Source organism: Sphingobium sp. B7D2B (assembly GCF_025961895.1).
GTDB lineage: Bacteria > Pseudomonadota > Alphaproteobacteria > Sphingomonadales > Sphingomonadaceae > Sphingobium.
Window position 1 is genome coordinate 2,871,412 of record NZ_JAOQOM010000001.1, and the last position, 18,725, is coordinate 2,890,136.

The 18,725-nt window shown below is 64.6% G+C and carries 18 protein-coding genes; 9 read left to right on the forward strand and 9 right to left on the reverse strand.

Annotated features, from left to right (window positions below):
• Positions 1–69: 69 nt before the first annotated feature.
• From M2341_RS13235 to M2341_RS13250, 4 genes are all read left to right on the forward strand, one after another.
• Entirely contained in the window at positions 70–975 is a 906-nt protein-coding gene (locus tag M2341_RS13235; RefSeq protein WP_264585555.1) for a C40 family peptidase, read from the forward strand.
• Positions 972–1,898, forward strand: a complete 927-nt coding sequence (gene argC, locus M2341_RS13240) for an N-acetyl-gamma-glutamyl-phosphate reductase (protein WP_264585556.1) — start codon at positions 972–974, stop codon at positions 1,896–1,898. The genes M2341_RS13235 and argC overlap by 4 nt, the downstream gene beginning before the upstream one ends.
• A gap of 242 nt (positions 1,899–2,140) precedes the next feature.
• Positions 2,141–2,671: a peptide-methionine (S)-S-oxide reductase MsrA gene (gene msrA / locus M2341_RS13245; RefSeq protein ID WP_264585557.1), complete on the forward strand. Its 531-nt coding sequence runs from the start codon at positions 2,141–2,143 to the stop codon at positions 2,669–2,671.
• A 98-nt stretch (positions 2,672–2,769) separates the two neighbouring features.
• Positions 2,770–2,991 carry a hypothetical protein gene (locus M2341_RS13250; RefSeq protein ID WP_181560348.1) on the forward strand — a complete coding sequence of 74 codons (222 nt, stop codon included), beginning with the start codon at positions 2,770–2,772 and terminating at the stop codon, positions 2,989–2,991.
• Between the two features lie 45 nt (positions 2,992–3,036).
• Here M2341_RS13250 and M2341_RS13255 read toward each other — a convergent pair whose 3' ends face one another.
• Both M2341_RS13255 and M2341_RS13260 read right to left on the reverse strand, forming a co-directional pair.
• A complete protein-coding gene (locus M2341_RS13255; protein ID WP_264585558.1) occupies positions 3,037–4,827 on the reverse strand; it encodes a glycosyltransferase in 1,791 nt (596 codons plus the stop codon).
• A 369-nt stretch (positions 4,828–5,196) separates the two neighbouring features.
• Positions 5,197–6,153 carry an L-threonylcarbamoyladenylate synthase gene (locus M2341_RS13260; protein WP_264585559.1) on the reverse strand — a complete coding sequence of 319 codons (957 nt, stop codon included), beginning with the start codon at positions 6,151–6,153 and terminating at the stop codon, positions 5,197–5,199.
• Positions 6,154–6,317: 164 nt separating this feature from the next.
• On the opposite strand from M2341_RS13260, the gene M2341_RS13265 reads away from it, so the two are divergent.
• Complete coding sequence (locus M2341_RS13265) at positions 6,318–7,139, forward strand: ATP-binding protein (protein ID WP_264586049.1); 822 nt, start codon at positions 6,318–6,320, stop codon at positions 7,137–7,139.
• A gap of 133 nt (positions 7,140–7,272) precedes the next feature.
• Here the strand turns inward: M2341_RS13265 and M2341_RS13270 are convergent, their stop codons facing one another.
• Positions 7,273–8,640, reverse strand: coding sequence for a PQQ-dependent sugar dehydrogenase (locus tag M2341_RS13270; RefSeq protein ID WP_264585560.1), 1,368 nt, complete (start codon positions 8,638–8,640; stop codon positions 7,273–7,275).
• A 73-nt stretch (positions 8,641–8,713) separates the two neighbouring features.
• Positions 8,714–8,896, reverse strand: a complete 183-nt coding sequence (locus M2341_RS13275; RefSeq protein ID WP_264585561.1) for a hypothetical protein — start codon at positions 8,894–8,896, stop codon at positions 8,714–8,716.
• 225 nt (positions 8,897–9,121) lie between these two features.
• Here M2341_RS13275 and M2341_RS13280 point away from each other — a divergent pair, with 225 nt between their 5' ends.
• Positions 9,122–9,331: a hypothetical protein gene (locus M2341_RS13280; protein WP_181560352.1), complete on the forward strand. Its 210-nt coding sequence runs from the start codon at positions 9,122–9,124 to the stop codon at positions 9,329–9,331.
• A gap of 101 nt (positions 9,332–9,432) precedes the next feature.
• On the opposite strand, the gene M2341_RS13285 is transcribed toward M2341_RS13280, so the two are convergent.
• From M2341_RS13285 to M2341_RS13305, 5 genes are all read right to left on the reverse strand, one after another.
• Positions 9,433–11,118, reverse strand: a complete 1,686-nt coding sequence (locus M2341_RS13285) for a long-chain-fatty-acid--CoA ligase (protein ID WP_264585562.1) — start codon at positions 11,116–11,118, stop codon at positions 9,433–9,435.
• 125 nt (positions 11,119–11,243) lie between these two features.
• On the reverse strand, positions 11,244–11,900 hold the full coding sequence (locus M2341_RS13290) for a DUF1013 domain-containing protein (RefSeq protein ID WP_181561486.1): 657 nt from the start codon (positions 11,898–11,900) through the stop codon (positions 11,244–11,246).
• Between the two features lie 167 nt (positions 11,901–12,067).
• The gene (locus M2341_RS13295) at positions 12,068–13,126 is read right to left on the reverse strand and encodes a glycosyltransferase family 4 protein (RefSeq protein ID WP_264585563.1); all 1,059 of its coding nucleotides are present in this window, start codon (positions 13,124–13,126) and stop codon (positions 12,068–12,070) included.
• Entirely contained in the window at positions 13,123–13,962 is an 840-nt protein-coding gene (locus M2341_RS13300) for a UDP-2,3-diacylglucosamine diphosphatase (RefSeq protein WP_264585564.1), read from the reverse strand. The genes M2341_RS13295 and M2341_RS13300 overlap by 4 nt, the downstream gene beginning before the upstream one ends.
• A gap of 104 nt (positions 13,963–14,066) precedes the next feature.
• On the reverse strand, positions 14,067–15,047 hold the full coding sequence (locus tag M2341_RS13305) for an NAD(P)H-quinone oxidoreductase (protein WP_264586050.1): 981 nt from the start codon (positions 15,045–15,047) through the stop codon (positions 14,067–14,069).
• Positions 15,048–15,237: 190 nt separating this feature from the next.
• Here M2341_RS13305 and M2341_RS13310 point away from each other — a divergent pair, with 190 nt between their 5' ends.
• From M2341_RS13310 to M2341_RS13320, 3 genes are all read left to right on the forward strand, one after another.
• Positions 15,238–15,438: a DUF1192 domain-containing protein gene (locus M2341_RS13310; protein ID WP_181560355.1), complete on the forward strand. Its 201-nt coding sequence runs from the start codon at positions 15,238–15,240 to the stop codon at positions 15,436–15,438.
• Between the two features lie 143 nt (positions 15,439–15,581).
• Positions 15,582–17,912, forward strand: a complete 2,331-nt coding sequence (gene clpA / locus M2341_RS13315) for an ATP-dependent Clp protease ATP-binding subunit ClpA (RefSeq protein ID WP_181560356.1) — start codon at positions 15,582–15,584, stop codon at positions 17,910–17,912.
• Positions 17,913–18,036: 124 nt separating this feature from the next.
• Positions 18,037–18,714 carry an alpha/beta fold hydrolase gene (locus M2341_RS13320; RefSeq protein WP_264585565.1) on the forward strand — a complete coding sequence of 226 codons (678 nt, stop codon included), beginning with the start codon at positions 18,037–18,039 and terminating at the stop codon, positions 18,712–18,714.
• Positions 18,715–18,725 lie beyond the last annotated feature (11 nt).

Below are 18,725 nucleotides of genomic sequence, written 5' to 3' on the forward strand. Positions count from 1 at the left end.
GGGCCGGGATGCACCGTTGCGGTCGGGTATCCCTTGACCTTTCGGCCTGTTTTGCCGCAGGGGGCGCCGATGAAACAGACCATCGCCGGGACTAGCGTGGCGTCGTCGCCCGAACGCAAGAGCGTGAAGCTGGATGGGACATCCCGCAGCTACGATCCGCGCGTGCGCGCGATCCGGCCCGATCTGGCCGATGTGGCCCTCGCCGATCTGTATTTCGCGCCGCATTATGCCGCGCCGGTGCCGCGCAGCTGCGCGGTGGCCGCCACGATGCTGCGCGCCGCCCCGGATGCCGCCGCGAGCGCCGTGAGCGAGCTGCTCTATGGCGAGAGCTTTCACATGCTCGATGCCCGCGCCGGCTGGGCCTGGGGCTATTGCGCCCATGATCATTATGTCGGCTATGTGCCGCTGGACGCGCTGGGCGAACCTGCCGAGACCAGCCATGTCGCACGCGGCATCGCGCCGGTATTCGCGGCGGCTGACATCAAATCGCCTGTTCAGATGCTGCTGCCCGCCGGTGCCAAACTGGCGGGTACGGCGCAGGGCGATTTTCTCGCTATCGATGCCGGGTTCGTTCATCAGCGGCACGTCCGCACCCTCGCGGATGTCGAGAGCGACTGGGTTGCCGTCGCGGAGCGCCATCTGGGCGCGCCCTATGTGTGGGGTGGCCGGGGTCTTGGGCTCGATTGCTCGGGGCTGGTGCAGATCGCTCTGGCTGCCTGTGGTATCAACGCACCGCGCGATACCGACCAGCAGGCCGAGGCCGTCGGCGAGGCGCTGGGCGACAATGCGGCGCTCCGACGAGGCGACATCATCTTCTTCCCCGGTCATGTGGGGCTGATGGTGGATGGCGAGCGCCTGATCCATGCCAATGCCCACGCAATGGCCGTGACCATAGAGCCGCTGGACGATGTCGTCGCGCGGCTCCGCGACACGCATGAGCAGCCGGTGACAGGCCGGCGCAGGATTACGACATGACAAAGATTTTCATTGACGGCGCCGCAGGGACCACCGGCATCCAGATCCGGGACCGGCTGGAGGGGCGCAGCGAATTCGATCTCATCACGCTGGGCGATGCCGCCCGCAAGGACGATGACGCGCGCGCCGAAGCGATCAACGCCGCCGATATCGTCATCCTCTGCCTGCCGGACGATGCTGCGCGCCAGTCCGTGCAGATGATCGCCAATGATCGCACGCGGGTGATCGACGCCTCGACGGCGCATCGCGTGGCCGACGGCTGGGTGTATGGCATGCCGGAAGTTTCCGGCCATGATGCGGTCGCGCAAGCCCGCTTCGTGAGCAATCCCGGCTGCTACTCGACCGGCTTCATCGCGCTGGTCGCGCCGCTGGTGAAAGCCGGCATCATCCCCGCCGAGACGCAGCTCACATGCAACGCCGCCTCCGGCTATTCCGGCGGCGGCAAAGCCATGATCGCCGAATATGAGGGCGCTGATGGCGCGCCGAGTGCCTTCCGCACCTACGCGCTCGGCCTTGGCCACAAGCATGTGCCCGAAATGCAGGCCCGCTGCGGCCTGACGCATCGCCCGCTGTTCGCGCCTGCTGTCGTGCCGGTCTATTCTGGCATGATCGTGGACGTGCCGCTGCATAGCGATCTGCTGACCAATGGCACGGATGCCCGCGCCATGCGCGCAGCACTGGCCGAGCATTATGCAGGCTCGCCGATCATCAGCGTGGCGGATGGCTATGAGGCTGCGACGCTCCCCATCGAGTTGCTGCGGGACAAGGACATCATGCGCCTGTTCGTCTTTGCGGACGAAAACAGCGCGCAGATCCGACTGGTCGCGGCGCTCGACAATCTCGGCAAGGGCGCGTCCGGTGCAGCCGTGCAGAACCTCAACCTGATGGCGGGCCTGCCGGAGACGACGGGGCTGCGCCTTTAGGCAACAGCCAGCGGATTCCCGTTCCCGTTCCCGTTCGTGTCGAGCGAAGTCGAGACACTTTGCCACTGTGCTTGACGTGTCTCGACTTCAGCTTGCAGCTGAAGTTTATCCTGAGCGCCCGCCTGCGGGCAGTCGAAGGGCTCGACACGAACGGCAGGTGGACTGGGCGCGCCCCTTTGCACCCCGCCACCGACTTCCTATCTTTGAGGCAAAACACCCCCTCCTCGAAAGGACGCCCCCTCATGAGCGCGACTGCAACGTTGGCCGGCGGCTGCTTCTGGTGCACAGAAGCGGTCTATCAAAATCTCGCAGGCGTCGAGTCCGTCGAGAGCGGCTATATCGGTGGCAGCAAACCCAACCCCACTTATGAGGAGGTCTGCTCGGGCAGCACGGGCCATGCCGAAGCGATCCGCATCACTTATGATCCGGCCGTGATCGGCTATGGCGATCTGCTCGATATCTTCTTCGCCACGCATGACCCGACGACGCTGAATCGGCAGGGAAATGACATCGGCACCCAATATCGCTCGGCCATCTTCCCTCATGATGCCGAGCAGGAGGCCGAGGCACGCGCTGCCATGGAACGGGCACAGGCGGACTGGCCGAACCCTATCGTCACGACGATCGAGCCGCTGGCCACCTGGTATCCGGCCGAGGATTATCACCAGCAATATTGGGATCGGGTCGGCGACCGGAACCCTTACTGCATGGCGGTGATCCCACCCAAGCTGCAAAAGCTGCGCAAGGGCTTCGCCGATCGCCTGAGGACCTGAGCAGCAAGCGGCTGCGATTCCGGCGCAGCAGGCTTGCGCGACGGCGGGAAGCCGCTCAGACAGTGCTCCTGTCCCTGATGGACATTGGAGAGGCTGCCATGGTTCGACCTGCCCTGCTGATCGCCGCGAGCGTGCTTGGACCGCTCGCCCTGCAGGGCTGCGTTGCTCGCACCGCCTACAAGGTAGCCAAGGCGCCGGTCGATGCCGGTGCGAAGATGGCTGACTGGGCAACGGTCAGCGGCGATGAAGCGGATCGGGAACGGGGTCGCGAACTCCGGCGCAAATGCAAGGCGCGCTACGACCCTTATTATTGCGAATGAGGCAGGAGGGCGGGACTAGCCGCCCTCCCCTCGATTGTCAGAACCTCAGCTTTCCCAGACGCGGCTGACGGCCACGCGCGCATCCCGCGGAATGTAGCGCGGGCGAGACGGCCGGGGCGCCGGGCGGGAGGCACGAATGGCCGTCGCCGCCATCAACGGCGCACAGAAGAAGCGCAGGGCCAGCGACACGAAGCCGATAAAGCTGAGGAGCGCGACGCCCGTGCCAAGCAGCCCGATGGCAAACAGGCAGAGCACCGCCACGGCGAGCGACGCACATCCTGCGATCGTCTCGGGCCGGGTCGCTGCAAAGGGCGATTCGTCGGCCAGTCCGGCGAACTTGGGCGTGCGCCGCCAGGCGAGCGGGCGATTAGAGAGGCCGGCGATGCCTGCGACCAGCACGACATAGCTGAGCGATGCGCGGGCGATCTCGCCCCACACCATGGCGCCCGTGTCATAGCAGCCGGACAAGCGATAGCGATGCACGAGCCGCACCCACCATGTCGCCGCACCGATAAGCATCAGCAGACCGGCGATGGACGGCACCTTGACCGGCTCCATGGCGCCGATGGCCAGCCCGACAACCATGGCGAGCATGCCCCCCACGCTGACGACGAGCGCGGCCAGCGTCTGCAGCGGCGCGAGGCAGCGCACGACTTCCAGCAATTTTGTCCAGCCTGGCAGCGGCGCGGCAAAGGGCGCGGGCAGGAACAGGCGCCAGTGACGACGCAGCTGCTGCACCGGACCCGCCGTCCACCGGAAGCGCTGCTTCTTGTAATCGTCGAAGGTCTCGGGGATCAGGCCGCGCCCAAAGGTCTCGCCGAAATACAGGCCCTCATAGCCGACCTTGCGCAGGCGGACGGAGACTTCTGAATCCTCGGTCAAACACCACTCGGCCCAGCCACCGGCTTTCACCAGCGCATCCTTGCGCATCAGACACATCGTACCGATGGTGAAGGCACCGCCATATTCGCTCACGCCGGGGTAATCGACCTTGTTGACCGGCATATATTCCCAATAGCAGGCGCTCAGATAGTCATTGCCCTCATAATCGCGATAGTCGTGGGGCGTCTGTATATAGCCAAGCTTCGGATCGGCAAAGAACGGTAGCAAGCGCGAGAGGAAGTCGTTGCGGGAATAATAATCGGCGTCGATCACGCCGATGATCTGCGCATCGGAGGCGGTCTGCTCGAGCAGGAAATTGAGCGCGCCAGCCTTGGCGCCGGGCAGCGGATCGACATGGAAAAAGCGGAAGCACTCCTTGCCGAGCTTAGCGTTGAGGCGCGCGCAATGGGCTTCCAACGGCCTCCAAAGAGCTTCGTCCTTCGTATTATTATCGCAGACCAGAACTTCGAAATTATCATAATCCTGGGCGGCGAGGCGGTTCATCGTCTCGATCACGATCTCGGGCGGCTCGGCATAGCAGGCGAGGTGCAGCGAGACCTTGAGATGCGCGGCTGCGGGATCGGATGAGGGGATCGCCACAGGCAGGCGCCAGCGCTCATGCGTCAGCACTGCTTCGCGCGCCACGCTGGCGATGAGATTGGCGAGGAAGGCGAACAGCGTCAGCCCGAGCGCGGCGAAGGCCAGCACCATCAGCAACGGCGGCAGGCCGGCTTCGAGAATGAACAGCGTGCCCCACAGGCTCGTCATCACGCTGCCAAGCCCGGCGCCGGTCAGCCAGAGGATGCCCGGCATGCTGAAACGCACGAGATAGTAGCGCGCGATGGCGACCAAGGTGATCGCGGCGAGAAAGATGGGGATGACCGAGCCGATCTGCCAGGTGACCAGCGCCGTGGCGAAAAGCGCGCCGAACGAAGCGCCCAAAAACTCGTGCACTTCCTCGGAAACCGGCCGAGAAATACGATGCGGCGCAGAAACGGCACGAAGTGTCAAAAGTGCAGCCGCAAGTGTAAAAAATGCAACGAAGATCAACGAAGAATCGAGATCAACTCTGGATAAGGCGATCAATTATTCAGTCCTCCGTTTACTGCCGACACGCCAACTGGATTTGCCGCGTCCGTGCATAACGCATGGATTTGACAATCGAGCCTTCACGAACTCTTCAAAAACCGCAAACCAGCCAGCGGCAAACCGTGCATGAGCCGCCGCTGCCTGCCACATGTGCGAGATTCGCGAGGATGGCCAGCGGTCGATCGCCCCCGCCCGGCCCGCATATTTTCGACCGACTCACTGCTCAGGCCGACCTCACGCAGCGGCGCGACGCAGACGATCGTTGATGGCAAGACCGAGCCCTTCAGACGGGATCGGCGCCACCGAAATGCGCGCCGCCGCGCTCTCATCCGCCTCGTGCAGAGCGGCGAACAGATTGGCGGCGGCTTCGACCACATCACCGCTCGGGCTGAGGTTGCGCTGGGATGGTCCCGGACCGAAACCGATGTGGAAGCTGCCCGGCGCAGGGTCCGTGCAGTTGAGCATCAAGGGTTTGGATGGCGCATAATGGCTTTCGAGCTGGCCGGGCGCGGTAATCCCTGCACTGGCTGCCGGTGCGCGCACTGGTCGTCCGGTGATCGCTTCCAGGCGCTCCGGGGTCACGGGGCCGGGCCGCAGCAGGATGATCGCTTCGTCGAGCGGCTGGACGATGGTCGATTCCACGCCATCGCTGGCTGGCCCGGCGTCGAGGATGAACGAAATACGCCCCCCGAGGCTGGCCAGCACATGGCTGGCACGGGTCGGGCTGATCGCGCCGGAGCGATTGGCCGAGGGGGCGGCCAACGGCACGCCCGCCGCGCCGATGAGCGCGCGCATTGCCGGATGCGATGGCAGCCGCACCGCCAGCGTGGGAAGACCGGCGCTGGCAAGCCCGGCGACGGGACTATCGGGCAGGCGCGGCAGGACCATGGTCAGCGCGCCTGGCCAGAATGCCTCGGCCAGCGCCTGTGCCGTGGCGTTGAACGACACCAGCTGGCGCGCCATCGCGACATCGCTGACATGGACGATCAGGGGATTGAAGGACGGGCGGCCCTTGGCCTCATAGATGCGCGCCACGGCGAGATCGTTGGTCGCATCGGCGGCGAGACCGTAAACCGTCTCGGTGGGCACGGCGACCGGTTCGCCGGCCATGATCAGCGCGGCGGCTTCCGCCAGCCCGGCGCTGTCATAGGCGCGAATACGCGTTTCGAGGGACCGGGTGGCGCGGGACATGTGCGGCCTATAGCCGCGCCGCGTGACACATTGAAGCGGCATGATAGCGTGGCGGCGACGGGGCGGAGACCGGTGCCGCCTGCCTTCGCGTCTTGACCTCGCGGGAACGGCCCGCCACGGCTCAATCCATGATGACCGAGGGAAATGCCATGTCCACACCGTCCATGGACGATGCGCTCGCGCGGATCGCCGCCGCGCTCGAACGGCTTGCGCCGAATGCCGCCGCCACCCCGGACCTGGAGGCCCATCCGGCCTATCGTTGGGATGGGAAGATACTGGTGCCCATCGAGGGCTTCGAGCCGATCGACTACGCCCTGCTGACCGGCATCGACGCGCAGAAAGAGGCTTGCCTTGAGAATACCCGTCGCCTCGCGCGGGGCCATGCGGCGCACGACATTCTGCTGTGGGGTGCGCGGGGCACGGGCAAGTCGGCCACGGTGGCCGCCTGTGTCGGCCAGGTGCAGAAGGAAGGGCTTCCGCTCGCGATGGTCGAGATCGCGACGGACGATCTGCGCAGCCTCGCAACGCTGTTCTCGCTGCTGCGCGCCGCGGGCCGGCCGATCGTCCTCTACATCGACGACCTTGGTTTCGACGGTGACTTCGGCGCCGATGCACGAGCGCTGCGCTCGCTGCTGCAGGGTGGCGCCAGTGCGCGCGGGAGCCATGTGCGGCTCTATGCGACCTCCAACCGACGCCACATCGTGCCGCGCTCGATGGGCGAGCAGGATGACCCGATCAACCCCCGCGACGTCGTGGACGACCGGATGGCCCTATCCGACCGGTTCGGCCTGTCGCTCGGCTTCCATGCGCTCGATCAGGATGCCTATGTCGCCATCGTGCGCCGCTATGCCGCCCGTTATGAACTGGATGTCGATCCACTGGCCGGGATCCAGTGGGCAACCCAGCGCGGTAGCCGCTCAGGCCGGGTCGCTTGGCAATATGTGGTGGAACTGGCCGGGCGGGCGGGCATTACGCTCGACCGCTGAGTGACCGGGCGGGACGCTGCTATGAAGGCCGTACTCCTGCGAAAGCAGGAGTCCAGGGCGCGGCCGAGGAGCTGAGCCGCCCTAGGCCCCTGCTTTCGCAGGAGCACCGGGTCCGATCATTTGCGTGAAGGGCTCAGGACGCGGGCGGGCGCTCCGGCGTCGGCGCGGCGGCCGGTTTTGCGGAATTGCTCACACGCCAGATGATCCCGCCGACATCGTCACTGACCAGCACCGATCCATCGGCGGCCACGAGCACGTCGACCGGGCGACCCTGCGCCTGCCCGTCCTTGTTGAGGAAGCCGGTGAGAAGGTCGACCAGCTTGCCCTGCGGCCGGCCGCGATCGTCAAAGGCGACATAGGAAACCTTGTAGCCGCTGGGCGGCTTGCGGTTCCAACTACCATGCAGGGCCACGAATGCCCCCTGATTGAACGGCGCGCCCAGCGCGGACCCCGGCGTGAAGGCCAGGCCCAGGGGCGCCGTGTGCGTGCCGAGACCAAAGGCCGGGCGGCGGGTATATTCGCGCAGATCATCGCGCTGCGGCTGCACGCGCCGGTCGACATAGCCGCCCCAGTAATTCCACGGCCAGCCGTAGAAGGCCGCGAATTCAACGTCGGTCATGTAATCCGGCACAAGGTCCGAGCCCAGCATGTCCCGCTCGTTGACGACCGCCCAGAGCGAGCCGGTCCACGGGTTCCACGCCAGATCGGTGGGGTTGCGCAGGCCGCTGGCGAAGATATTCGCCTCGCCCTTGCGCGGGTCGATCTCCAGAATGGCGGCGCGATAATCCTCCGCATCCAGCCCGTTCTCGGCGATATTGCTGTTCGAGCCGACGCCGACATAGAGCTTGCCGTCGGGGCTTGCTGCAAGGCTGCGCGTCCAGTGATTATTGGGCGCATTGGCGGGAAGATTGGCGACCTTGCGGCCTTCCACGCTGATCCGCGTTTCGCCCAGCTTGTAGGGGAAGGCCATCAGGCTGTCGGTATTCGCGACGTAGAGCGTCTCGTCGATCAGCGCCATGCCATAGGGCGAGTTCAGCCCTTCCAGCAGAACATGCCGCTGCTCGGCAATGCCGTCGCCATTGGTATCGCGCAGCAGCGTGATGCGGTTGGCGGACACGCCACCAGCGCCGGCAAAGCCGATCAGCTTGCCCATGATCCAATCCTGGATGCCACCGGCTTTGCGGGGCGGGCTGTTGGTCTCCGCCACCAGAATGTCGCCATTGGGCAGGCGCAGCATCTGACGAGGGTGATCGAGACCGGCCGCAAAACGCTGCACGACGAGACCACGCGCGGCCACCGGCGCGGCGCCATCGGCCCAGCCCACCGGCTTGGCGATCATAACAGTGGGGAGGATCTGCTTGCGCGCCGGCGTGAACTCGGGCTCACGCCCTTCAAGCGCGGTTTCCGGCAGGCGCGCGACATCGGGGCGCGACAGATAATAGAACACGCCACCCGCGATGAGGATCAGCGCGGCGAGTGTCAGCAGGATGATCTTTTTCATGGCGACGATCTTACGGCTGCGCCTGCCTTGACGCAACAAGCCGAGCGGCCATGCGCGCCCTTATCTGCGCGGATCAGCCCCGGCCCTTCAGCCAGATCGCGACAGCCACGATCACCCCCAGCGCAAGCCCGGCCAGAATGCCGATCGAGGGCTGCCCGGTCGCGATGCCGACGATCGTGCCAAGGAGAATAAGGCCAGCCAGCGGCGCACCGCCGCCCATGGGTGTTTTGTCGCCTGAAGAATTCGGATCGGTCATGTCACGCCCATGCCATGTCCCGCGCCGCGATGCCAGCCGAACAAGCCGGCGGTCTTCGTCGTGCCGTAACTGGACAGATTGCTCCCGCGCGGGACTTGGTTAAGCCGTGCTTAGCCAGCGTGGGGCGTCCGGCACGGATAGAGGGCGAAGCTGGCACGGTCCGTGAATGGTTACAGCTGGACCAGAATGACTCGATTTTGCGGGGGCAAGGGATTCGAATATTGAATGCATCTTCCGATCATGGTCGACCGTCGGAGTTATGACGACGCCACCGCATTGATGCGGATTTTCGGCGATCACGCGGGCGTTGAGGCGGCCCAGCGCGCGGATCGCAGCCGCGATGTCGGCAACCACATCCGCTTCTGCCACTGGAGAGAGGTGGAGCGCGTCCTGTTTCTTCTCCAAGTCCAACATTGCGTGGGAACCGTCCATTGACAGCCGCGTTGAGGGAATGATGCGGCTCCCCGCAATTGCCGCTATCATCTCTCCCGGCTCATCCCTCAGTCCCCCCCAACGATGAGCCGGGAGAGAAACCCTCAAACAAGCCCCGCCTTGGCCCGCTCTTCCGCGACAAGTTCCTTGCGCGAGAGCTTGCCGACCAATGTGCGCGGCAGGCTCTCACGAATTTCGACCGCGCAGACGCGCTCATGCTTGCCGAGTTGCGGATTGAGCCAGTCCTTGAGACGCTCCCCGTCGATGTCGTCCTGCACCTCCGGCCGCAAGGTCACGAACGCCTTGGGCACCTCGCCGCGATAATCATCGGGAATGCCGATCACGAGCGCCTCGCGGACCGCGGGATGGCGATACAGCACGTCCTCCACTTGGCTAGGGAAGACCTTGAAGCCACCGACCGCGATCATGTCCTTGATGCGGTCGACCACGCGGAAATAGCCGTCTTCATCGATCGTGCCGACGTCACCGGTGCGCAGGAAGCCATCGACGAAGACCTCCCGATCGGCATCCGGATTCTGCCAATAGCCTTGCATTCTTTGCGGGCCGTCAAAGGCGATCTCACCCGGTTCCCCCGGCGGGGCAAGCCGGGACGGGTCTTCCCGGTCAAGCAGGCGCACGCGCGTGCCGGGAATTGGCTGGCCGATCGAGCCGGTCTTGCCCGGCCCATCATAGGGATTGGCCGAGACGACCCCGCTGCTCTCCGTCAGCCCATAGCCTTCGACCAGCCGCGCGCCGGTGGTCGCCATGAACCGCTCCTTGAGTGGCAGTGGCAGCGGCGCGCCACCGGAAATGCAGACGCGCAGGGAAGAGAGGTCGGCTTTGGCGAGATAGGGACTGTCCAGCAGAGCCTGGAACATGGTCGGCACCCCGGGCAGCGAGGTGACGCGGGTCCGCTGGATCGCCGCGATGACCTGACGCGCATCGAAACGCGGAAGAATGACGATCTCGCCGCCGCGAACGACCGTGCGATTGAGCACCGCCGTGTTGGCGAACACGTGGAAGAAGGGCAGCGCACCCAGAATGCGGTCCTCAAGGGCATGCCAGGGATCGAGCAGGTCGATCTGCCGTGCATTGGCCGAGAGGTTCTGGTGGGTGAGCATCGCGCCTTTAGGCCGCCCGGTGGTGCCACCAGTATATTGCAGCAAGGCAAGGTCACGCAGCGGATCGATCGACGGCAGGCTGGAGGGATCATCGCCCAGCAACGAGCCGAACGAGAGAATGCGCGGATCGGAGGGGACATGGTCGTCCGCCGACCGCTTGAACAGGCGGTAGAGCAAGGATTTGCCCAGCGGCAGGCCACCGGCGACGGAGCCGACCACCAGCCGGTCGATGCAGGAGCAATCCAGCACGGCGCAGGCATTGCCGAACAGGGGCTTGGCGGAGATGGTCACCAGCAGGGTCGTCCCGCTGTCCTCGGCCTGATGCGCCAGTTCCTCGACCGTATAGAGCGGCGAGAAATTGACCGCGATGGCGCCGGCCATCATCGCGCCATAATAAGCCACGACGTAATGCGGGACATTGGGGAGGTAGAGACCGACCCGGTCGCCGGGCTGGACGCCAAGGCCGATCAGCCCGGCCGCGAAACGCCGTGCATTGCGGTAGCACTCGGCATAGCTGAACTTGCGCCCGTAAAAATCAAGCATCGGGCGGCTGCCATCCTGCTCCACCGCAGATCGCAGCATCTCCGGCAGCGATAGCGGGGCAAAGTCCTGCGCCCACGCAACGGGGTGATCATAATGGTCCTGCCAGGCGGGTTTTTCGCTCTCCATACGGAGAGGCTATGCGATCCCGCGTGGCAAGGCAACGCCATGCCGGGCGACGCTACGTCGCCCGGATGAATGCTTTTGATCACAGTGCAAATTCGACCCCGAACGCCCCGAATCGGGGCGCGAAATCAGTCTTCGCGGGGGCGGCTCGCAAACAAAGCAGCTTCCTCCGCCAGCATCGTTTCAGACGCGCGGCGCTGTGCGTCCTCGCGCTCCTGACGCAGTTCGGCGATCAGTGCCTCACGGTCGCCATCGAGACGATTGTCGGTGGGCGCTTCGATGCCGGCCTTCTTGGCCGCCTTTGCCACCAGCGCATCCAGCTCACGCTGCGAGCACAGGCCCAGCGTCACCGGGTCCTTGGGCTGGATATTGCTGATGTTCCAGTGCGTCCGCTCACGGATCGCCTGGATGGTCGTGCGCGTCGTGCCGATCAGCTTGCCGATCGCGCCGTCCGAAACCTCGGGATGGTGGCGCAGAATCCAGGCGATGCCGTCCGGCTTGTCCTGACGCTTGGAAACCGGCGTGTAGCGCGGTCCCTTGGTGCGGCGGACCGGGTCCGGCCCCTTGAGCATCTGCAGCTTGTAATCGGGGTTCTGCTCGCCCTTGTGGATTTCCTCCACGGAGATTTCATGCGCACGGACCGGATCACGGCCGGTATATTTGGTGCCGGCGGTATCGTCCGCGATCGCCTGCACCTCGAGGATGTGCAAACCGCAGAATTCCGCAATCTGCTCAAAGCTGAGCGCAGTGTTGTCGACCAGCCAGCTGGCTGTGGCGTGGGGCATGAGCGGCTGTGCCACGGGACAAGTCCTTCTGTGCAAAATAGAAGGGCCACCCCTCACGGGATGGCCTTGAAGGTCGCACAGATAAGCTATTCCGGCTGGATCGGCAAGCGCTCGCGCGCGTCACGGCCCCCAAGGGGGCGAAAGACCGTTCGGCCCGTACAACGGGCTCAGGCCGCGCGTGCCAACGCCGGGGCGTCGAGCCAATGCAAGCTCTCGAGGAACTGCTCTGCACTGCGCCGCCAGGTGAAGCCGCGCGCATGCGCCGTGCAGGCCGACGGAGAAAGCTCCAGCGCCTGCGTCACGGCGCGCGCGAGATCCTCATCCATCGCGCCGGCCTGTGCTGTCAGCACGTCGACCGGGCCGGTGACCGGATAAGCCGCCACTGGCGTGCCGCAGGCGAGCGCCTCGATCATCACCAGCCCGAAGGTGTCGGTGCGACTGGGGAAGACGAAGACATCGGCAGCCCGATAGGCCGAGACAAGCGCCTCGCCGCTCAACATGCCGAGGAAGTGAACGCCGGGATGCCGCGCCTCCAGCGACGCGCGCGCAGGCCCATCGCCCACCACGACCTTGCTGCCGGGCGTATCGATCGCAAGGAAGGCCTCGATATTCTTCTCCACGGCGACGCGGCCAACGTGAAGAAGGATTGGCCTCGGCAAGCCGGCAAGCGCGGGATGCCCATCCCCTAGCGGCGAGAATTGCGTGAGATCGACGCCGCGCCCCCAGTGATGCGTGTGGCGGATGCCGGCGCGATGCAGTTCGGCGCGCACTGACGGCGTCGCCGTGAGCACCGCCTGCGCCGCCCCATGAAACCAGCGGAAATACGGCCAGAACCAGTCCGCCGGCAGGCCCGTGCGCCGCTCGACATAATCGGGGAAATTGGTGTGGAATGCCGTGGTGAACGGGCGGTTGTGACGCAGGCACCAGCGCCGCGCGGCCAGACATAGCGGGCCTTCGGTCGCGAGATGAATCGCATCCGGCCCGAACGCCGCGATCATGCGGGCAATCGCCCCCGGCGCCGGCATTGCCAGCCGAATTTCGGGATAGGTTGGGCAAGGCAGCGTTTGAAAGCGGTCGGGCGCAATCACCTCGACCGTGTGCCCCATGGCGATGAGTTCCGCGCGAACCGCCTGAAGCGTTCGCACGACGCCATTGACCTGCGGCGCCCAGGCATCGGTGACGATGAGGATGCGCCGGCGGGCCGGAGCAGGCCCATAACCGCTCAAGCGGCGGCCTCCAGCTCATCCGCAGCGGCGCCTGGGGTGCGCGCCGCCATCACCTCGGCCCAGTGCAGGATTTCCATCCGCCCATCATGATGCTCGACAAGCGCCGTGCATCCCTCCACCCAGTCGCCATCATTGTAATAAGTGATCTCGCCGAACTGGCGGATTTCCGCCGTGTGGATGTGCCCGCAGACCACCCCATCGACCCGCCGTCGTCCCGCCTCATGCGCAACGATCTCCTCGAAACGGGTGATGAACGCCACCGCATTCTTGACCTTGTGCTTGGCGATCTTGGAGAGCGACCAATAAGGCAGGCCCAGCCAGCGGCGGACCTGATTGACGCGGCGATTGAGCGCCATCAGCGCGGTGTAGGCGGCGTCCCCTACAAAGGCGAGCCAGCGATGGGCGAGCATGACCGTGTCGAACTCATCACCGTGCAACACCAGCAACTTGCGGCCGTCGACAGTGGTGTGGATCATCTTGCGGCGGATTTCGACGCCGCCAAAGCTCATGCCGGTGAACTGGCGGAAAATCTCGTCATGATTGCCGGGGATATAGATGACGCGCGTGCCGCGCCGCGCCCGCTTCATCACACGCCAGACCACGTCGTTATGGGCAGTCGGCCAGTAGACGCGCTTCTTGAGCTGCCAGCCATCGACGATGTCGCCGACCAGATACAGCGTGTCGCTGTCCACATTGTCGAGAAAATCGACCAACATCTCGGCGTTGCACCCCTTGGTGCCGAGATGGATGTCGCTGATCCAGATCGTGCGGTAGTGGGCGCGCGGATGACCGCTGCGCACGGCCCGCTCCTGCGCGATTGAGCTGATGGCGTTCATGGCTTTCTTGACCCCCGGGGACACCATTTCCCCAAGCGCGCTCTAGCCGAACAATGTGACAGTTTTTCTGGGAATATGACGGATTTGCGTCACTCGTCGGCCCTTCACCGCACCTTCAGGACGATCTTTCCGAAGTGCCCGCCCGCTTCCATCAGCGCATGGGCTTGCGCGGCTTCGCCAAGCGGGAAGACGCGGTCCAGTGCGGGACGCAGCGCGCCATCCTCCGCCATCGACCAGACCGTGCGGCGGATTTCATCGACGAGCAGGCCCTTGAAGCCCGCGGTGCGCGCCCGCAATGTGGAGCCGGTGAGCGTCAGGCGGCGCATCATGATTTTGGGAATGAACAGGTCGGCCTTGGCCCCACCCAGCACTGCGATGGAGACATGCCGGCCGTCCTCCGCCAGGCACTCCAGGTTGCGCGGAAGATAATCGCCGCCCACCATGTCCAGCACCGCCGTCACGCCCTTGCCATCCGTGATGCGCTTCACAGCTTCGACGAAGTCCTCGCTGCGATAATTGATCGCATGGCCAGCGCCCCATTCCAGCGCGGCGCGGCACTTGTCGTCACTGCCACAGGTGACGATCGTCGTGATCTCGAACAGCCGGCATAGAGCCACGGCCATCGTGCCGATGCCGCTCGTCCCACCATGGATGAGCACGCTGTCGCCGTTCACGATGTAGGCGCGCTCGAAGAGATTGTGCCAGACCGTCATCAGCGTCTCAGGAATTGCGGCCGCTTCTTCCATCGAGAGCGCCGGTGGAATGGCGAGGCATTGGGCATAGTCGGCGCAGACGTATTCGGCATAACCGCCGCCCGCGACCAGCGAACAGACGCGTTCGCCGATCACGTCAAGGCCTACCCCCTCACCCACCGCCACAATGGTTCCGGCCACTTCCAGCCCGGGCAGCGGGGAGGCGCCGGGCGGAGGCGGATAGCTGCCCTGCCGCTGCAGAACGTCTGGGCGATTGACGCCTGCCGCCGCGACCGCAACGAGCACTTCGCCTTGCGCGGGCACCGGCAGGGGAACCTGAACCTCGGTCAGCACATCCGGCCCGCCCGGCTCCAGAATAGCAATGGCGCGCATGGTCTCGGGCAGGTTCGTCACCTTGGCTTGCTCCCCCTGGCTGGCCGTGATCGGCCCTACGTCTAGAGTCCGGTGCGAAAAAGACCAGCCCGGAAAGCAGGGTAGGCGGATTGAGATCGCCCCTTCCGGCATGCCGAGGCTTCTGCCAACCCCGGTTGACTTGCGCGGACTTTGGCGCAAGCATGTCGCCATGGATTTCGACGACGCCTCACCCCGGGCGCGGCCCGGCGACCTGATTGCACAGCTGATCCGCGAAGATTTGGATCGGCTTTCGGTCGATGAGCTCGATGAACGCATCAGCCTTCTTTCAGCCGAAATCGAGCGCACCCGCGCCAAGAAATCGAGCGCAGTTCACCATAAAGCAAGCGCTGAGGCGCTATTCAAGAAATGAGGAGAGCGGAGGCAGGATCGCCTTCTGGCGCATATCGGCCCCCGGCAAATCGGTGGATGACAGAGCGGCCCTTGAAGGCGGCTCGCGGCGTGCCGACATTGACCCTAACGCGACCCTCTCTCGGGCCGCAGGAGTAGAACGATATGCCCTCTTTCGCGTCCGCCCTCGAAACAACTCTGCACAATGCCCTGGCACATGCCACGGAGCGCGCGCACGAATATGCGACGCTCGAGCATCTGCTGCTGGCGCTGATTGACGATGAACATGCCGCAAAGGTCATGCAGGCCTGTGGCGTGGATCTTGGTGAGCTTGGCGACACGGTCACCCATTATCTCGATACCGAACTGGAGAGCCTGAAGGTCTCCGGCGGCGTCGACCCCTCTCCCACCAGCGGGTTCCAGCGCGTCGTCCAGCGCGCGATCCTTCACGTCCAGTCTTCCGGCAAGGAAGAAGTGACCGGTGCGAATGTGCTGGTGGCTTTGTTCTCCGAGCGGGAGAGCTACGCCGTGTATTTCCTGCAGCAGCAGGACATGAGCCGCCTCGACGCGGTTTCCTATCTCTCGCACGGCGTCGGCAAGGGCGCTGCCTCGCCGGAGCCGGCCAAGCCGGCCCAGGCCGAGGAAGAGAAGAAGCCGGAGGCCAAGAAGAAGGAAGGCGCGCTCGACCAGTTCACCGTCAATCTCAACGAGAAGGCGAAGGAAGGAAAGGTCGATCCGCTGATCGGCCGCGATTCCGAGGTGGATCGGACGATCCAGATCCTGTGCCGGCGTTCCAAGAACAACCCGCTCTATGTGGGTGATCCGGGCGTGGGCAAAACGGCCATTGCCGAGGGTCTGGCGCGCAAGATCGTCAATGGCGAAGTGCCCGACGTGCTCAAGGAAGCGGTGATCTACTCACTCGACATGGGCGCGCTGCTCGCTGGCACGCGCTATCGCGGCGACTTCGAGGAGCGGCTGAAGGCCGTCGTCACCGAACTGGAAAAGATGCCGCACGCGGTGCTGTTCATCGACGAGATCCACACGGTGATCGGCGCCGGCGCGACGTCAGGCGGAGCCATGGATGCCTCGAACCTCCTGAAGCCTGCGCTGTCGGGTGGCGCGATCCGCTGCATCGGCTCGACGACCTACAAGGAGTTCCGCAACCACTTCGAGAAGGACCGCGCGCTGCTGCGTCGCTTCCAGAAGATCGATGTGAACGAGCCAACGGTGGATGATACCGTCAAGATCCTCATGGGCCTGCGTTCGGCCTTCGAGGATCACCACTCGGTCAAATACACGCCCGATGCCATCAAGGCGGCGGTGGAGCTGTCAGCGCGGTATATCAATGATCGCAAGCTGCCGGACAAGGCGATCGACGTGATCGACGAAGTCGGCGCGATGCAGATGCTTGTGCCGCCCTCGCGTCGCAAGAAGATGATCACGCCCAAGGAGATCGAGGCTGTGATCGCCACGATGGCGCGCATCCCGCCCAAGACCGTGTCGAGCGACGACAAGAGCGTGCTGGAAACCCTCCAGACCGATCTCAAGCGTGTCGTCTTCGGGCAGGACAAGGCCATCGAGGTGCTCAGCTCCGCGATCAAGCTGTCGCGCGCCGGCCTACGCGATCCGGACAAGCCGATCGGCAACTATCTCTTCTCCGGCCCTACCGGCGTCGGCAAGACAGAGGTCGCCCGCCAGCTCGCCACGCTGCTCGGCATCCCGCTCCAGCGCTTCGACATGTCGGAATATATGGAGCGGCATTCGGTCAGCCGCCTGATCGGCGCGCCTCCGGGCTATGTCGGCTATGATCAGGGCGGCCTGCTTACCGATGCTATCGACCAGAACCCGCATTGCGTGCTGCTGCTGGACGAGATCGAAAAGGCCCATCCGGACCTGTTCAACATCCTGCTGCAGGTGATGGACAACGGGCGCCTGACCGATCACCACGGCAAGACCGTCGACTTCCGCAACGTGATCCTGATCATGACGACCAATGCCGGCGCGTCCGACATGGCGAAGGAATCGATCGGGTTCGGGGAATCGACGCGCGAAGATGTGCAGGAGGAAGCCGTGAAGAAGCTCTTCACGCCGGAATTCCGCAACCGCCTCGATGCCATCGTGCCCTTCGGCTATCTGCCGTCCGAGGTTGTCGCCCGCGTGGTCGACAAGTTCATCCTGCAACTCGAGCTTCAACTGGCCGATCGCGATGTCCACATCACGCTCGACGACGAAGCCCGCAACTGGCTCACCGCTCGCGGTTACGACAAGCTGTACGGTGCCCGTCCGATGGGTCGGCTCATGCAGGAGAAGATCAAGCAGCCCCTCGCCGAGGAACTGCTGTTCGGCAAGCTCGTGCACGGTGGCGAGGTTCATGTCCGCCTCAAGGACGATGCTCTCACCTTCGAGATCACGCCTGCTGCGCCCAAGCGCAGCAAGGGGAGTGCTACGCGCAAAGCAAAGAGCGGCCCTTCCGAGGTCTCAGAGCCAAAGAGCTGAACACCATCGACGGCACAGTTCATATAATCTCGACCGGCCCCGTGCAGTTGCTCGGGGCCGGCTTGCTTTCAGGATATCCGCATCACCATGAGGATGGCCGGGATCGTTCAGGCATGATCAGGCGTTGAAACCCACCGTGCAGCCGACTGTCGTCCTTATTCATGGCTTTGCCGGATTTGCGGTAATGAACCGCCCCCTCGCCGCCATGCTTCGCAGTACCGGCTATCAGCCCGTCGATCTGAGTTACGACAGTTGGCGGCTGGACCTCGAGGGCATATGCAAACTGCTCGGCCCACGTCTGGAAGAGATTGATACAGCGGGTGGCTCGGATCAGCCTCTCCACATCGTCTGCCATTCCATGGGTGGTCTGGTCGCCCGCGCGCTGATCAAAGCGCGGCGCCCGGCGCGGTTGTGCCGGGTCGTCATGTTGGGAACCCCTAACGCTGGCAGCGAGATAGCCGACACATTGCACCGTTATGCTCTGCTGCGCCCGATCCTCGGTAGGGCCGCCCCGGCCTTGGTCACGCTGCGCCCGGCAGAGGTCACTGCAATGTTGGGTGAGATCGACTATCCGGTGGGAATCATCGCCGGCGACCGCCCGATGATGCGGTATGGCGCGTCCCGCCTTCTGCCCGGGCCGAGCGACGGCAAGGTCAGCGTGGCCTCGACCAGATTGAAGAACGCGACGGACCACATCGTCCTCCCGCTCTCCCATATGCTGCTACCCTATCACCCGGCAGCTCATGCCCAGATAAAGCATTTTCTGAGCGAAGGACGCTTCGCTCGTGAGGCAGGGCTTTGACGAAGCCCTAA